Source organism: Alteromonas sp. 5NW40-0090 (genome assembly GCF_057552975.1).
In genome coordinates, this window is sequence record NZ_BAAJLT010000003.1 from 219,665 (window position 1) to 236,673 (window position 17,009).

9 protein-coding genes are annotated in these 17,009 nt (G+C 44.5%); 6 read left to right on the top strand and 3 right to left on the bottom strand.

Going from position 1 to position 17,009, the window contains the following annotated elements:
* Positions 1-22: 22 nt before the first annotated feature.
* On the bottom strand, positions 23-1,453 hold the full coding sequence (gene sbcB / locus AC27KT_RS04990; RefSeq protein ID WP_487127919.1) for an exodeoxyribonuclease I: 1,431 nt from the start codon (positions 1,451-1,453) through the stop codon (positions 23-25).
* Positions 1,454-1,687: 234 nt separating this feature from the next.
* Between sbcB and AC27KT_RS04995 the strand changes: the two genes are divergently transcribed.
* The 3 genes from AC27KT_RS04995 to AC27KT_RS05005 all read left to right on the top strand — a co-directional run bounded on the left by AC27KT_RS04995 (position 1,688) and on the right by AC27KT_RS05005 (position 7,213).
* Positions 1,688-5,428 (top strand): ATP-binding protein, encoded by a 3,741-nt coding sequence (locus tag AC27KT_RS04995; protein WP_487127921.1) that lies wholly within the window; start codon positions 1,688-1,690, stop codon positions 5,426-5,428.
* A gap of 116 nt (positions 5,429-5,544) precedes the next feature.
* Positions 5,545-6,612 (top strand): isoaspartyl peptidase/L-asparaginase family protein, encoded by a 1,068-nt coding sequence (locus AC27KT_RS05000; RefSeq protein WP_487127923.1) that lies wholly within the window; start codon positions 5,545-5,547, stop codon positions 6,610-6,612.
* 181 nt (positions 6,613-6,793) lie between these two features.
* Positions 6,794-7,213 (top strand): CBS domain-containing protein, encoded by a 420-nt coding sequence (locus tag AC27KT_RS05005; protein WP_487127925.1) that lies wholly within the window; start codon positions 6,794-6,796, stop codon positions 7,211-7,213.
* A gap of 216 nt (positions 7,214-7,429) precedes the next feature.
* On the opposite strand, the gene AC27KT_RS05010 is transcribed toward AC27KT_RS05005, so the two are convergent.
* Together AC27KT_RS05010 and AC27KT_RS05015 are read right to left on the bottom strand one after the other, a co-directional pair.
* Entirely contained in the window at positions 7,430-9,754 is a 2,325-nt protein-coding gene (locus AC27KT_RS05010; RefSeq protein WP_487127927.1) for a phytase, read from the bottom strand.
* A 145-nt stretch (positions 9,755-9,899) separates the two neighbouring features.
* On the bottom strand, positions 9,900-12,605 hold the full coding sequence (locus AC27KT_RS05015) for a TonB-dependent receptor (RefSeq protein WP_487127929.1): 2,706 nt from the start codon (positions 12,603-12,605) through the stop codon (positions 9,900-9,902).
* A 372-nt stretch (positions 12,606-12,977) separates the two neighbouring features.
* Here AC27KT_RS05015 and AC27KT_RS05020 point away from each other — a divergent pair, with 372 nt between their 5' ends.
* The 3 genes from AC27KT_RS05020 (at position 12,978) to AC27KT_RS05030 (ending at position 16,927) form a co-directional block, all read left to right on the top strand.
* Positions 12,978-13,889 (top strand): diguanylate cyclase domain-containing protein, encoded by a 912-nt coding sequence (locus AC27KT_RS05020; protein ID WP_487127931.1) that lies wholly within the window; start codon positions 12,978-12,980, stop codon positions 13,887-13,889.
* Positions 13,890-13,977: 88 nt separating this feature from the next.
* A complete protein-coding gene (locus AC27KT_RS05025; RefSeq protein WP_487127933.1) occupies positions 13,978-15,162 on the top strand; it encodes a helix-turn-helix domain-containing protein in 1,185 nt (394 codons plus the stop codon).
* Positions 15,163-15,580: 418 nt separating this feature from the next.
* On the top strand, positions 15,581-16,927 hold the full coding sequence (locus AC27KT_RS05030) for a Na+/H+ antiporter NhaC family protein (protein ID WP_039223884.1): 1,347 nt from the start codon (positions 15,581-15,583) through the stop codon (positions 16,925-16,927).
* The last annotated feature ends 82 nt before the right edge of the window (positions 16,928-17,009 follow it).

Below are 17,009 nucleotides of genomic sequence, written 5' to 3' on the forward strand. Positions count from 1 at the left end.
TTATGACGTTCTAAAACCTCCGTCAAAGGTTTTTAGCATATTGATAGAGCGCGCGTAATATAGCCTGCTTGTCAGGGTTGTCGCTGTGCTCGTGGGCCAATGACTCAAGCCTTATCATGTAGTTCTCTATGGTAATCGAGCCGCCAAACGTCTGGTCTGTAAGGCGTGCTTGACGGTGATATTGCCATTTCGTCATTTCATCTGCGGTAAGCGTATTTGGAAAGTTTCGTGCCCGATACCTAAACAGCTGTTTGCGCAATCCCTCGTGCTGTGTTTTTTCGCTAAGCGTCGCAAGGTCATCAGGCTTTGCATTGATAACACTCTCACACCAGCGTCTATCCTCGTCATTCAAGAAACCACCACTATATAGAGCATGATCTATATCTGGTTCTGAACTGCTGATTTCTTTGTTGTATACCTCAACAAGCTTAGCTACCAGCTCAGGTGTGCTTGCAAGGGTCTTGTAATTATTAAGGCAGCGTTCACGATCTAGCCCTAACCTGACAGCGTTTTCTTCCGTCATGGCTTTGGCAGTTGTGATGAAAGGCGAGCGATTGATATGAATAAGTTTAAGTCCAGGCCGTTCTTTTGCGTCTGAGAAGGTATCTGCTGGCGCATATAGCGCCTGACCAATGTCTTCGGCTGAGTCGTTTATTAAGCTGTCGATATCATGCGACAAGTCTATAGCAATGATGGCATTTGAATTGGTAGGGTGCTTTGCGATAGGCATCACCCAGGTACAGCAACCCTGAGATGCAGGTAATTTAGACGATATATGCAGAAGTACAGAGGGTTTGCTCACATCAATCTGCTGCATCACCGTGTGTTTATTGCGAAGCGAAAGTGCGTACTCAAATAAACGGGGTTGCTTCTCTTTTATCAATTTGGCAAGTGATATAGTTGCGTAAACATCGCTAAGCGCGTCGTGTGCGTTTTCGTGCCCAATATTATTTGCCTCGGTAAGCGACTCAAGTTTGAAGCTGGGCGTGCCATCTTCTCGCTGCGGCCAATTAATCCCATCAGGTCTTAATGCATAACATGCTCTTGCTACATCAATAATATCCCAACGGCTATTCCCATTACGCCATTCTCGAGAGTAGGGGTCGTAAAAGTTACGGTAAAATAAGTAGCGCGACACTTCATCGTCGAAGCGAATGCTGTTAAACCCTACACTGCAGGTATTTGGCGTTGACATTTCTTGGTAAATTCGCGCGGCAAAATCAGCCTCGTTCGAGCCATCTCTAATAGTTTGCTGCGGCGTGATGCCCGTGACTAGACAGGCTTCTGGATGAGGTAAGTAATCATTGGCAATGGCGCTCATAATATTGATGGGCTTGTCTACAACATTCAAGTCCATATCTGTTCTTACCGCGGCAAACTGGCAAGGAAGATCTTTTTGTGGGCTTGTGCCAAATGTCTCGAAGTCGTACCACAAAAATGTAGGTGTGTGCATAACCACCAGTGCTTATCAAAAAAATATTGCACGCAGTGTACACTGCGAGAAATTGAATACCAAATGCTGTTGATTTTATATACCAAAGGTTTGAAGCAGAATTTATAAATTTGGCTTTTGGGCTGTAAGTGCTACGACTTTCGGAGCCTTCAGTGCTTTTTACCTCGTCAACTTGCGTAACAAGAAATCACTTACTAGCTTTAAGTTATTACAAGTTATACGGAAATTACCTGCTTGTCGTTCCTATCATCAAAGCCTGCGCTCAATGAAGCGAAAAGCATATTTACGTTAGCCATCGCCCTCGCTGCGGTGCTAATTGTGCTGGTCGTAAGTCTGTTTGAAAGTAACATAAAAGCAACGGCTGAAAGCCAGGCTTTTCAGACGCTAGAAAAAAGTACGTTGAATACAGAAAACGTAGCAGAAACGCAGGTAATAAAATACCTTAATGCGCTTAAATTTCTGCATCAGACCCCTCCAATAAGCGGTATTGTTCGTGCAACCCAGAATAGCAATGTAGACCCTAAAGACGGCACTACTCTTGAACAATGGAAGCATCGCCTAGAAACTATCTTTGTTGCCTTTATCGAAAATAACGAGGAAATAGACCAGTTAAGAGTGATAAAGGCCGATAAAGAGGGGACCGAATTTCTAAGGGTTGAGCGCAAGGGCGGGAGCGTTTTAATTGCCCGTGACGCTGATTTGCAGGCAAAAGCGTCTCGCGATTATTTCACTGAAAGCGTAAAAAGTAACAAGAACGAGTTTTATATATCTGATATCAATTTGAATCGGGAACATGGCAAACTTGAGTACCCTTATAAAAGTGTGATTCGTTTATCCTTGCCTATTCTTAGCGATGAGGGAGAGCGCTACGGGTTCATTATTATGAACGTCAATGCGCAGTATTTGCTTTCCCAAATGACTAAAGCACTAATGGAAAATCAGGCGCTTTATGTCACTGACCAAGATGGATATTTCGTATTACACCCCGACAGTCAAAAATCGTTTTCTAAAGACTTAAACCCCGCAGTAACCTGGCAGAGCGAGTTCTCAGTAACGCAAAGTATAGGGCGCTCGAAAATAATGCCTAAAAACGAACCGCAGGGTTTGCAATTCGCGGTTTCTCGGGCGTTTGCTATTGGTGCAAGACATCGTGACACGCCTTTTTACCTTCATATACTGCTACCTCAAAGCCAAGTCAGCGCGTTAATAAACGAAAAACGTTTAAGTGTTTACAGTGTAATTGGTATCGTTTCAATTATTTTCATAAGCATTTTGCTGTTTGTGTATCGCAGCAATAGTAAGAATATTGAATTGGCAAAAGTGCGCGGTGAGTCCGTCGCTATTGTAGATATTTCGAAGGACGCTATATTTAGCGTAGACTCAATGGGTATAGTGAAAAGCTGGAATAAAGCTTCCGAGTCACTTTTTGGCATCCCTTCTCAGGTTATCATTAACCACCACTATTCGACTTTTAAGCCATTGTCTTTGCTAGGGCTTGAAGATGTACTTGCTAAAGGAGGCAAACAAGTCACCTTTACTAAGCCTTACGTTGATGATGAAAAATATGAACATTCATTATTGATAACTGCTTCAACAATATGGGGCGAGCAGTCACAGTTCTCTGGTGTTGCCGTCGTCATCCGCGATGTTACAGACGAACATAAAGCGAAGGATGCCATAGAACGAGTAAACCTAAAGCTTGAAGAAAAAGTGGTGAGCAGAACAAAAGAACTGGTAGAAGCAACGCAAGAGGCACGCAAGGCCAGCAAGGTAAAGAGTTCATTTATATCGAATATTAGCCATGAAATGCGTACGCCTTTAAACGGTGTTGTAGGTTCTCTTGCGTTATTGAAGCGGCAACCTCTTAATGAAAAAGCGGAGCAACTGGTTTCGATGATGGAAATTAGCTGTAATAACTTAAGCGTGCTGATAAATGATGTACTTGACCTGTCAAAAATAGAGGCTGGGAAACTGGATATAAACCATCAGTTTTTCGATTTAATCGACCTCATTGAGTCAATTTCCAAAGTGTTCGCCGTAAAGGCCGCAAGCAAGGGGTTACAGTTACTTGTCGATACCATTGAAGTTCCGACGATAGAAATCAGTTCCGACCCTCATAGAATTAACCAGGTATTAAGTAACTTGCTAAACAATGCCATCAAGTTTACTGAAAATGGCCATATAGAATTAAAACTAGCATTAAGTGAATCGGTATCTGGTAAGCAGCAGCTTCATTTTAGTATACAAGATACGGGCGTCGGCATTGCGAAAGACAATCAGCCTAAACTCTTTTCTGCGTTCACGCAGGCTGATGCGTCTGTAGCAACTCAATACGGCGGAACTGGGCTAGGTTTATCCATATGTAAACAGCTATGTCAGTTGCTGGGTGGCGATATCTCATTTGAATCTGAGCTAGGAACGGGAAGCACTTTTTCATTTTATATTTCAATTCCTGATACAAGCTCAGACAGAACAACGGAGTTTGTCCAGATTCAGCAAGCTGAGAGAACGCTACTTAGCAATATAAGCCTCGGTGTTGCTTCAGAATATTCACCTCTACAATCACATATCTTTAAGTTAGCTGAGCATGTTGGCGCCTCGCCAAAAGTGCTAGAAGGTCAGGCGGATGATATTCAATGGCGTGATTATGACGCGCTATTAATTGATGAATCGAGCGTATTAATTGGTGAAATTGACAAGATTTGGCAGCGCCACGCTAGGGATAACAATATTAGCAGTATGCCTATGGTATTTATTCTTCAAAAACTAGAGGGCGCACCTTATGAGTTTACGAATTTCACCCCATTGTATTTACCCAAGCCCTTGTTTCGCTCTACGTTTGTTACGTTAAAACAAGGTTTAGATGCCGTTCAAAACGATGGCAGGATAAAAGTAGATGCCAAGGCAAAAAGCGAATGTAATAAACAGGAAGATGAAATTCTTAGTGGCGAAGATGCAGGTACGTCACCTTTCTCTATAGAGGACACACGTCTTCTGATAGTTGACGACAACATGATTAATAGAGAGGTAGCTAAAGGTGTATTGGAGTGTTTACCGTCTAAGTTATTTACCTGCGCAGACGGGGAAGAAGTGATTGCTTTTCTTCAAAAATGTGAAAGTAAAGGACGCCAAATCCACAGTATATTAATGGATTGCCAAATGCCAAACATGAATGGCTACGAGGCTACTCGTGCTATTCGTGAGGGTAAAGCAGGAATGATGCATGTAAATGTGCCGATTATTGCAATGACTGCAAACGCCATGCTTGGTGAAAAAGAGAAGTGCTTAGAGGCAGGAATGAACGACTTTGCCACTAAACCCATAATTGCTGATGTACTCATACCCAAAGTGAGGCAGTGGCTAATTCACCAGGTTACATCACTGGCAAGCACCGAGATTATTGGTATCCAAAGCCCAGCTTTAGAAAATGCAAAACAAGGTATTAATGATGAGAATAGCCCACCCCTGGTGGATAGCCTACTCAGTGCGATAGATAATGAAGTTAAACAGAGTGTTGATGCGGTCGATGATTTCAATGAAACAGGGAGACACAATATGAGCGACGATGTCCTAGCAAACGCTGAACCCAGTGAGCTTTCAGCTAAACCTGAGAGCGTGCCAAACCAGAAGGCTAGCGCGTTAAGTAATGAATGCTGGGAAAAGGACGATGCTATCGCACGTATTATGGGGGACAAGGCGCTTTTTACTCGGGTGTGTGACCTATATTCACAAAGCGCCCCAGAGAAATTTAAGCTTTTGGAAAAGGCGGTTGAAGGGCAAGATTTTACGCAAGTGCAAGTTTTGTCACTTAAACTTAAAGGCATGTCAGCTGATATCGGCGCTTTGCAGCTGCAAAAAGAATTCGAAGCTTTGTGGGAGTTATCAAAAGTTGCCGATTGGGTGAAAGTAAAAGCGCTGCTTCCTTCCATTGGCGACGATCTTAATACCTTTTTAGAGCTTCTTGACGTGGCCTAGCTTGTCTGTCGTTTCTGTGTCATCGTACGCTATTGTGAATAGCATAATAATGTCCCACGCACTGACTTCATACACCAATACATGAAGCGGTATTTTTCATTAAAGGAGTAACCCGTTTGTTCTCATCTCGCTTATCTTGCCAACCACATAGAATTCGCCGCACTCTGTATACCATAAGCACCCTGGCGGTTTCTTTAGCTTTCACAAGTGTTCCCGCATTGGCGGCAGATCTCGAACCGCAAGGAAAACCACCTGTAGCTATCGCTATTCATGGCGGTGCAGGCACCATTTTAAAATCATCGATGACGCCAGAGAAAGAAGCGGACTACAAGAAAGTATTAACTCATGCGGTAAAGCATGGTTACACATTGTTACAGAACGGCGAAAAAGGTGAGGTTGCGGTAGTAGAAACCATCAAAATTCTTGAAAGTTCGCCGTTGTTCAACGCTGGTATTGGTGCAGTGTACACCTTCGACGGTGAGCACGAACTTGACGCGTCTATTATGCATGGCGGCAGCAAAAATGCAGGTGCTGTAGCGGGTGTGAAAACAATAAGAAGCCCAATTGAGGCAGCGTTACTGGTAATGAATGAATCTCCACACGTAATGCTTTCCGGTAAAGGGGCTGAAGACTACGCAAAAGAAAACGGCCTTGAGCAGGTAGACAATAGCGTTTTTGATACCGAGTTTCGCAAGCAGGCTTTAGATAAAGCGAAAGCGCGTATGCAGCAGGTTTCTAATGGTTACGGTTCGCAGCAAGGCAATGAACGCTTTGGCACTGTCGGGGCGGTGGTGTTGGATAGTGAGGGTAATATTGTTGCCGGAACATCCACTGGCGGAATGACGGCTAAACGATACGGACGTATTGGAGACTCGCCTGTTATTGGGGCAGGTACCTATGCCGACAATGAAAGCTGTGCGGTATCGGCCACTGGGCATGGTGAGTATTTTATTCGATACAACGTGGCGGCTGATATTTGTGCCCGAATAAAGTACCAAGGTTTGTCGTTAAACGATGCTGCGAATACCGTGGTGAACGATGTGTTAGTTAAAGCTGGTGGTGATGGCGGTGTAATTGCTATTGACGCAAAAGGCAACGTAGCAATGCCATTTAATTCTGCGGGTATGTACCGCGCTAGCATTGATGTAAATGGTAATGTGAAAGTGGCAATCTACAAAGATTAACCACTGAAAAATCCATTTGTTATTTTAATGTTAAATGTGCTGGCTTGTACGCAACGAAAGGTCTAATCTTAAAGTGTGGGGGAAAGTTGCTTTCACATGTGGTTAAAAATAATTGAAGTGCCGTAACGCCAAATAAGTCGCAGTATCGGTCACATTAGGCGCCACGGCTGGAGAATTGAAAATGGAATCGTTGCAAGTCAGTGATTATATGAATACTCACCCAGTGAAGCTTAATGTCGATATGCCCGTTGCGCAGGCTGTCGAAGCGTTGTTAGCCAGTGGGCAAAGTGGTGGTCCGGTACTCGATAGTAAAGGCAAGGTAGTGGGCTTTTTGTCTGAGCAAGACTGTATCGCTCAAATGATTGCGTCAAGCTACTATCGCGAGCAAATTTGTAGGGTAGGGGAAATCATGAAAACGCCCGTGGTTTCAGTTAAACCCTATATGTCAGTAATAGAGTTGGCACAATTGCTGTTGAAAGAAAAACCTCGGGTTTACCCTGTCGTAGACGATGATGGCGTGCTTTTAGGCTCAATTAACCGAGCTGCTGTATTGCGTGCTATTGATGTTCAATTAAATGATGGCTACCAGCGCGCGGGTTAAACGTCGTTTAGGCTAAATCCCAATCAGTTAGTACTTTAAGACTTGGCATATTAGTGTTAAGCATCGCAAGTGCACGCTTTGGTGAAGATGCGGCGCTGGGCTAACAGAGCATAATACTAAAGCGCCGGTAGGCTTATTCTATATAAAAAAGGAGGCTTTGCTTAGCGCCTCCTTTTTATTTGCTGCACGTATTATTCGTTATATTTTTTAGTGGTGTTATGGCTTGGCGTTCGCTAATTTTGTGATCGCATCTTTAAGTGACGTACCAGCAATTAGCTTGAAGTTTTGGGTTTCGCTTGGCATGACGTTTCTACCGTCTTGCACTACCCAAAGCCCTTCAGTGAACCTTCCTCCCAAGTTTGCGTTGGTGACCTCCAGTCCATCTGTTTCTGAAACCCCATCAATTTGCTTGTCTTTGTCTGCTGCAATTTGAACAAGCCCCATCAGTTCCAATTCTTCAGGGTTTTCATTATGTATGTGATAGATGGCATAGCTGTTATTACCCTGACTAGATGCGATTAGGTAAGTTTGCGAATCTACGTCAAACAGAGCCAGCCCTTCAATATCAGCTTCTACGGGGGCTTCTATCTCAGCAATGAACTGAGGCTGGTTGCTGCTTGTCGTTATATCTAAGGCCCAAATCCCAGCACCTTCCTCACCTAAGTAGGCAGTTCTTGTTTTAGTATCTACAACACATCCTTCTGGCTGTGAGGGCAGTGAAAAGGACTGTGTTAAGTGTCCATCAACTTTTTTGTTGGAAGCAATAGACACGCGATAGCGTTCGAAGCGGCCACTGGTGTCGTTAGCTAATACATGAGCTACTCCGTCTGACACAAACAAACACATGCCGTAAATATCATGAAGTGTAGTGCTTATATGCCCAAGGTGGGTCATAGTGCCAAGCTTATCTATTTCAAATACAGACAAGCTGTTTTGCGTCCGGTTTGATGCTACTGCAATATCAATGAATGATGCATCGCTTTGCTGTGCTTTGGTTTCTGCCACAGCTACCTTGTATCCCACATCAACGTTATTCACTCTGCCAACAGGAAGGCTTTGCTCTAGCTTGCCGGCTAAGTCATAGCTATTCAATGCGCCTTTTTTGTCGGTGCCGATTACGCGACTTTGTGAAGGGGTATTCGAGTTTACCCAAATGGCAGGGTCGTCAGCGGCGTCACCATGATTTTCCACTGGGTAAGTTTCAACATCGGGCTTAACCTTCACGGTAAGATCTGCATGTTGCGATGTTATGCTTTGTATATGCGTACCCTCTAGGTAATTTTCTTTTGGCGAGGTCGCTTTATGATTGGTGCCGCATTGTCGATTAAGTAAAGCTGCGATTAGTTTTGAGGGAAGTTCGGCAGAAAACACGTCGCCTGATTCATCATCGTCAACAACAAGAGAAACATTTTTGCCATCTTCATCTAACGACAGGTGAACGAGCTCAGGCTGAATAGAAGTAGACTTGTTGTTTGCTTTTAATTGGCGATCGTCTGAGTTACTTTCGTTGGCCGTATTCATTAGCGGGAAAAATTGTGTAAGACATGGCGCTTTAAGCCATACTCCGCTGGCATCCGGGCTTACCCAGGCAGCGATATCCAAGCCATCTATCGCGGTTGAAGATAGGGTGGCTACACCTTCAACGGCAACATCTTGATCGTGAAAAATAAGGGTTTTTGCTAGCTCACTTTCAATATTGGTATCTAATTGCCACACACCGGCAAATTCGTCAGCAAGGTATAGCGTGTCGGTGTTGGCATTTATAGCGCAACTTTTAATGCCTGGACCTATCGCAAAGTCTCTCAGCGATAAAAAGCGCCCGCTATGAATTTCATACTGATTCAGCGTGCCTGTAGCATCGATATTGATAATTTGCAGTTCGCCAGCGCTTGACGTTGAAGCACAAATGGCTTCAGAGCCTTTAGTTATCTTGGTTTGCGGTTGAGCAAATTCAAGAGATGCAGTGTCAATGCGATACACCTCTATGTGCTGAGTGTTGTTATTAAACACGACCAAAGACACCCATTGTTTTGAATTAGATTCCACAACTTCGGCACTTGCTAAGCTGTAATGTCCCGCAATGAAGTGTTTTTTCCCTGCAGAGTTGCTCAGTGAAATACCCTTGTGTTCGCTAATATTTATATTGATAGCGTGGGTGTCTGCGTAAGCGTTACTAACATGGGTGTCTATGTAAGCATCCCTAACATGGGTGTCTATGTAAGCATCATGTTGAGTGTCTATGCTGGTGTTGCTGGCATGGGGGTCTTTGTTAGCGTCTTTTTTCTGGTTATTGAGATGGTTGGCGTAGTTTCGATAGTGCAGCGTTAGGCTTAGGCCGTTTGCTAGCTTTGTTAGCGGTAAGGCGCTGTTTTGAATTTCTGCTTCTTGTGGCTGGCTTTCACTGTGCGCAAAAGTGGTATCTGCACTGCTATTTGAAGTAGTTGAGGCTGCACAGCTAAATAACGTGAGAAGTACGCTTGAAAGTACCGCTGCGGTAGCTTTGGTTTTAAAAACTACCTTGGTGTGACGCTGATTGGTCATTGTTGTTATTGTCCTGAATCTTACTTGAGTTAAAACCGTGCTCTACCTTTCTATTAAAGCAGGGCTTACAGATTATTAAATGTAGGTCTAAAGGCCGAACTAACGCCGGCCTTCAAACCTAACAAACTACTTTCGATATACCTGCCTAGTTGAGCTGCCATGTAAAGCCAAGCTCAAACGTGCGGCCGTATTCTTCATACTGCGCATTTTGGCTGCGGGTATCGAAATAGTTGTAGAAGGGTTCGTCACCTAAGTTGATGCCGTTGAAATACACCTGCATGCTGTCGTTGATGTAGTAGCGCGCCATGAAATCAACCTGTATATGGTCATCTTCAAATCTGAGCATGTCACCATCAATCTCTTCGAAATTGTCGCTTTTATAGGTGGTGGCTAGACGCACACTGAAGTCATTTGCTTCGTACCCAATAGTGATGTTGCCAATGCGGTCTGACTGATTCGGTAATTGGGTTTCAAATTTTTCGCCATCTAAGAAAGTTGTCGCTTCAGAGTCGGTAAAAGTGGCGTTGGTAGACACAATAAAGCCATTGTTGAAGGCTTTCACCCAAGATAATTCTAAGCCGGTTAAATCGGCAGAGTCGCCGTTTATCGGCTGTATGACTTCTTCAAAGCCTTCCCAACCAGCAGTGCCTGCAACATCAGCGTACACAACAAAATTGTCGATGTTTTTGTAGAACAGCCCCGCTGAAATTACACCAATGTCACCCGGGTAGTACTCAATCGATAGATCAACGTTTTGTGCTTCATAAGGCTGAAGTTTAGGGTTGCCAACTTCTGCCGCTCGTTCAGTCACAAATACGCCATCATCTTCTTCTGTTTTACTCTCGATAATTTGAAATGCCGCTACATCTTCAAATTTTGGTCTTGAAATAGTGTGGGTGTAGGCAGCGCGAAGCTGAAGTTTGTCTGAAACGGTGTATCTGGCATTTACACTGGGTAACCAATGATCGTAGTCACGTTCTGCTTCCCACGGCGTATTTACCACTTCTTCCACGTCGGTTTCTTCGTTTTCTACAAGCTCTACTCGCATACCCGATGTAGAAAAGTCAGTACGCTCATAGCGAACACCTGCTACCAGATGAAGTTTATTTATATCTACGCTGCCCATGATATATGCGGCAAAGATATCCTCTTCATTCACATAGGTCGCGCCGCGAGATTCCACTTCAGAATTCAGGCTGTCTAACTCAAGGCTGTCGCGGTTATCGTTGAAGTAATTACGCATTTCACTTCGATTTAGGCCAGGCCCAAAGTCACCAAGAGAGTAGTCTGGACTAGCAGCACCAAATTGCGAAGCATCTAGGTCGTCGAAGTCTCCATCAAAAATAGCGATGCTGCTGTCGCGGTCTTTTTCTCGGCTTCGGTATTTCGAGCCAATTTTTAATTCACCGATGTAGCCGCCAAAATTAATGGGGCGAGCCGCGTCGAATTTAATGCTGGTTTCGGTATCTTTGGTGTAGTTATCTTCAAAGCTTATCTCATCGACCTCATAGGTTGATAAGTCCATGGCATCAGCGTTTTGCGATACGGTTGGACGCATAGTATTTAAATCAGCTTCAATACTGTCATTTTCAGTTTTAAATACGTAATACAGTGCATCCGGCTCGTCTTCATCAGACTTTGCATAACCGAGCTGCCAGTTTGCTTTCCAGGTATCTAGTTGGTGTTCACCGCCTAACGCTACGGTAAAAATACTTTGGCTTTCAAAACGGTCTTTGCTTTCTCTTTCTATTTCTGAGTCTTCGCCATCGAACGTGAATATATTGCCTTGGCGGTACTCGTCGTCAGAAAACTCACTGTAAAGTGTGCGAAGAAAGTATTGGTTGTTGAAGTCAGGGCGAAAATCGATATTTAACGCACTACCTAAACGTTCGCGAGTGATCGTGTAGTGGCGTTGCTCAAGCTCATCGTCACCGTTACTTTCAACATTGTCCGAACCAAAATCTCGGTCAAAATAGGAAATAGCGCCAGCCACGCCCAATTCGGGTGAAAGCTTCTTAGTAAACGTACCAGAAAGCTTTGGGCTGGTTTCATCGCGTAAATCATTTTGACTGGCTTGCACAGTAACGCTCGCGGTATCTCGAGCCTTATCGAATGCACTCACGCTTTTCACCGCGACTGAACCACCAATGGCGTCTGCGTCCATATCGGGCGTTACCGATTTAGACACCTCTAAAGTCTGGATAAGTTCAGAAGGAATAACGTCAAGTGCTACTGAGCGTACACCCGATTCAGGCGAGGGAATATTTAAGCCATTAATGGTTACGTTATTTAAGTTGGGGTCGATACCGCGTATGCCGACGAAACGACCTTCACCCTGATCTCGCTCAATCGATAAGCCTGGTAAACGCTGTAACGACTCCGCAGCATTTTGGTCTGGAAACTGCCCAATGGCATCCGCAGATACAATAGACGAGATACGATCTGAAGTTCGTTGCTGATTTATGGCGCTTGCCTGACCGCTTCGTTGACCGCGTACCAAGATTTCATCAATGGTATCGCCGCTGCCAAACTCCACGGCTGCGCGCGCAATGCCGTTGTCTGTTACTTTTATCGTTTGCGTAACAGTTTCCTCACCAAGATACGAAATTTCTAGCGTGTAAGTACCCTCTGGAATAGAGGGAAACCGAAATGTGCCGTCTGTACCTGCTTCGGTGACCAGTCCTAGTTCAAGAAGTTTGATTTGGGCACCGGTATAGCTGCGCGCCTGTGCCACATCTTTTACTGAACCGATAATTACGCCATCAGCAGCTGAAACAGGTGAAGCTATGCTTAGGCCTAATGCCGCTACGCAGGCAAGTGTAAGAGAAGAGTACGCGGTTTTAATTTTCATTTATTTTCCAGTTAATTAAGCAGTAAAAAGGCGTTTTGAATAAGTGCTAAATAAGTGAATGAGTACCCTAAGAACACTGCATGACAGTTATATGACGATTTAACAGAACAAAAGGCTCGCTATGGGCAATTGTCGACTATTTGCAAACGGTTGAGCTAATTTGACCCTAATTTAAGTGATTGAATTTAATTGGTTTAAATTTCATTTCTAGCGTTCTTTGAGTTCGTTGCCATCAAGATGTCACATTACTGAGCCAAACTGACCCTCGACAGTTTCATCATATTTGGTCAAGACTCTTGTTTTGGTTGAAGGCCGGTGGTCGCCGGACTAACGGGTGATGCATCTAATACAAGTGAATCCAAAGAGAGCAATATGTTTACCTTTACAAATACAACACAATTTAGACATCACAAGCTTTGGCTCGCATTTACATTTTGCGTAGTGGCATTGGCGATTTGTTTAGCCTTTATGTTTGGCAATGCAAAAGAAAGTGCGGTGATATCAGGCCTTGATATTGTGGGGGAGGGGAGCATTGCTTTTTTAACTCTGGCGTGGATGCTAGCTGCGCTTGCCAGCCGTCCTCCCGGCAAAGTAACCAGTCTTCTCACTGTCGGGCTCGGCTTCTTCTTATTCTCGGTCAGCTTAGATTTCTTAGATGAGTTTTTTCATTATCCAGACGCGGCTTATTGGATAAGTATGATCGAGTCTTACCCAGCGGCTGTGGGTATGGTAGTGATGACCGCGGCACTGTATCAGTGGCATTTAGAGCAGCGCGCATTGAATTTGCAATTACGACGTAGAGAATGGGATTTTCGCGATCACGATGCCATCGATCCGATCACTCAACTTTACCGCGCAGAGTATTGGAAAGCACAAATCAATAAGCTACAGCAGTCGGGAAAGTCGGCGGTTATCGCTATTATCGATATTAACAACTTCTCTTTGTTTAACCAAAAACATGGGTACACAGAAGGTGATAGGTATCTGCACGACATTGCGCAATTGGTGATCATGAATTTGCGTCAGCAAGATTTAGCGTGCCGCTATGCCGGTGACCGCTTTGCTATTCTGATGCCAGACGTCTCGCCTATGCAGGCTGACGTTATCCTCAACGATATCAAAGTGAGCATTCAGCACCTTGCGTTTAGACACAGCCAAAATGCAAACGCTATTTACACCACAGCACGCAGTACTCAAGTGACTTTGCTATCCAACCAACGCCTAGCAACTGTGCTCAACACCATGCTCTCAAAACTTGAAAGAGCCCATGACAGCGCAGCGTAACTAGGCCGGTTTGGTCGGTGTATTTGGCGAAAGTAATAGGTAAGGGTAACCGGTGAAGATAAATGAAGATGCCTGCAGCGAGTAACTCATGGATTTAACGTTACCACGATTCAACGCACTACGAGATTCTGCTGACGAAGAGAAAACTGCAGGTGCTCAGCGTCGTTATTTAACAGGTCTATCTGGCGTGGGTGTCTCTGGTAGTGATAACGTAGTGATGTCTAGCCAAGAGAAAGTGATCTTTGGGTATTGGTTGGTACAGGCGGTACTCAATGTGTCGCTGTCTCGTGGCGCTAATAAAAATAAGCTGTTGCGCGGTACAGGCATTTTTGAAGATGCGCTGAAACCCAATACACTCTTAAGCATAAATCAATATTCATCGCTGTTAGTGAATGTTCAAAACCAAGCAAAAGGCGGCGATGTTAGTTTTTTGCTGGGAGGGGCTTTGGCCTCGCAGTGGCTATTTAGTCCACTTAGTGTGCTTAAAACATGTGAGGATGTTGAGCAGCTACTTTTACACCTTGTTCAACGCCAAACATTCAGGTGGTGCATCTTACCGCTGTGCCAGTTTCAGCGTTTTGAAACCGCCGACCATATAATCTTAGTGCCTCAGTTCACCGGGGTAAGCAGCAAGCAACTTCAGTTCATCATTGAAGTGGTATTCGCAAGCGTTGTCGCACTCATGAAAAATATTGCAAATAAGCGATTGCGCTTGTCTTTTACTTTTACCGGGAGTCGACCAAAAAATATTGCTGATTACGAAACCCACCTTGGACTTAAGTTATCGTTTAATCGCCCTTTTAACAGTATTTGCATTGAAAAAGATGTATTACGCGAACCTTTGGAGAAGACAGTTCAGCCGAATTGCTCTGCTGGTTTGCAGGTATCTTCGAAAGACTGTTTTAATGAAAGTACAACGCAAATAAAAGAAAGGGCTTCTGTTGAACTACATAACCGTTTGTCTTTGCCTGATTTTGTGAGGCGTTATGTTTATGTGTCCTCAAGCACACAGGCATCAAATATCGGATTACCTGAATTGGCGGATGCTTTTGATATCAGTGTGGCTACGCTTAAGCGGAAATTAAAGGAATACGGTACTAGCTATCGCGCGCTGTGTGAAGAAGTACAGCGCAATCATGCACTTTTGCTTCTGTCGGTTCAAAAGGTCAGTAACGTGGCAGCGGCCAATGCAATGGGCATTAACGATTTACCTAACTTTAGACGTACGGTAAAAAGGCTTACCGGTAAAACTCCTAGCGAACTGAGAATTTAACGAGAATGACTAAAGTGTGCCTATGCACATTTTTACGTAACAGATCTATGCCACAGAGCTATGCAATACGGCTACAAAAAAGGACTATGCCATACAGCTATGCAAAGGCTGTAAAAAGAACTAGGCGACACACTCCTTAAACCGCCAAACGGCTGTCGTCTCACCTAATCAGAAATTCAAAATCTGAGTTAATGGCGGCGTTTTGCACAATGCAGGAGAGAGAGTCGTTAGAAAGTAAATCCCTTTTCAATGTCGCGAAAAACTTTTATCCTTTGCTGCTTTAGCTTTTAACCTTCAAAAACCGTCACAATATGGTTTCGTTGAAGCTTTTTTTACGCACTCGCAACCGGCAGGTGGCTTTTCCGCGTAGCCTTTAAACTTTTGCTGTCACGCAATAAAACCCAAAAGAGAGTGTTCTGTGCACGAAAATAATGACATTGCACCAAATTCTATCGCACCCAATCCGCTAGGTTTAACACCTATTTTGCTTTTTGTGATCCTTGTTGTGGTAACCGGCATCACTACAAACGACATCACTGCGATGCCTATTTTGGTGGCGTTTTTTATCAGCGCTGGCTATGGCCTATGTTTAAATCCGAAAGGGAAAAAGGTCAGCTTCTCTGAAAAAGTACAAACGTTTTGTAAAGGCGGCGGTGATAAAAACATTATTCTTTTGGTGCTTATTTTCTTGTTAGCCGGTGCGTTCTATGCGGTGACTATAGATATTGGCGCTCGAGATGCCACGGTCAATATGGCGCTACAGTTTGTGCCTTCTGCACTGATATTGCCAGGTCTGTTTTTGATTTGCTGTTTCATTTCATTTTCAATGGGCACGTCCATGGGCACCATTACCGCGCTCTCGCCCATAGGTGCAGGTCTTGCCACCAGCCTCGGGCTGCCGGTAGAAATGGCACTGGGTATTGTTGTGGGGGGCGCAATGTTCGGTGATAACCTTTCGTTTGTTTCAGACACCACCATTGCCGCAACCCGGACCCAAGGCGTACAGCTAAAAGACAAGTTTAAGGCAAACCTAATGGTTGCTGTGCCGGCATGCATCGTCACCATGGCGTTGCTGCTTATGGTGGATGTTGATACTTCTGGCATAGTGGAAGGTGGCAGCTACGATTTTTGGCGCATAGTGCCGTACTTGTGCATTATCGCTTTTGCGCTAACAGGGTTTAACGTCATTAGCGTACTTGCAGTGGGTATTGCCAGTGCCTGCGTAGTAGGCTTGCTACAAGGAAGCTTTACGCCACTGTCAATGATGCAGAGCATTCAAAAAGGGATGGGCTGGATGCAGGACTTGGCTATGATTGCCATAACCATAGGCGGCATTGTGGCGCTTATGCACGCTAACGGCGGTATAACCTGGTTAATAGAACGCTTGACCCGCAAAGTTACATCAAAGAAAGGTGCTGAGTTCAGTATTGCAGGTTTGGTTAGCTTTTTGGACATTACAACGGCGAACAACACTATTGCGATAGTTACCGCAGGTCCCATTGCTAAAGACCTGAATGAAAAATACGGCGTTGACCCTCGTCGTACGGCATCACTTTTAGATATCTTTTCGTGCAGTTTCCAAGGTTTAGTCCCTTACGGGGCACAACTTTTAAGTGCCGCGGCCGTAGTAGGTATTTCACCGTTGGCCATTACGCCGTATTGTTGGTACCCCATGCTTATATTTGTGTTTGGCGTGGCGGCCATTTGGTTTGGCTTTCCCCGTTTTAAAACGCCCCAGGACGATGAGTTAACCCAAAGCGCTTAAATTCTCGTAACGCTTAACACACTGGCTTTTTAGGGCGGTATCTTCTAGGATCACCGCCCGAATTTTATTGATGATTAGAAAC

Coding starts and splice junctions, on each gene's coding strand:
- AC27KT_RS05020 (WP_487127931.1), top strand. CDS start 12,978: ATGTTTACCTTTACAAATACAACACAATTTAGACATCACAAGCTTTGG.
- AC27KT_RS05010 (WP_487127927.1), bottom strand. CDS start 9,754: ATGACCAATCAGCGTCACACCAAGGTAGTTTTTAAAACCAAAGCTACC.
- AC27KT_RS05005 (WP_487127925.1), top strand. CDS start 6,794: ATGGAATCGTTGCAAGTCAGTGATTATATGAATACTCACCCAGTGAAG.
- AC27KT_RS05025 (WP_487127933.1), top strand. CDS start 13,978: ATGGATTTAACGTTACCACGATTCAACGCACTACGAGATTCTGCTGAC.
- AC27KT_RS05015 (WP_487127929.1), bottom strand. CDS start 12,605: ATGAAAATTAAAACCGCGTACTCTTCTCTTACACTTGCCTGCGTAGCG.
- sbcB (WP_487127919.1), bottom strand. CDS start 1,453: ATGCACACACCTACATTTTTGTGGTACGACTTCGAGACATTTGGCACA.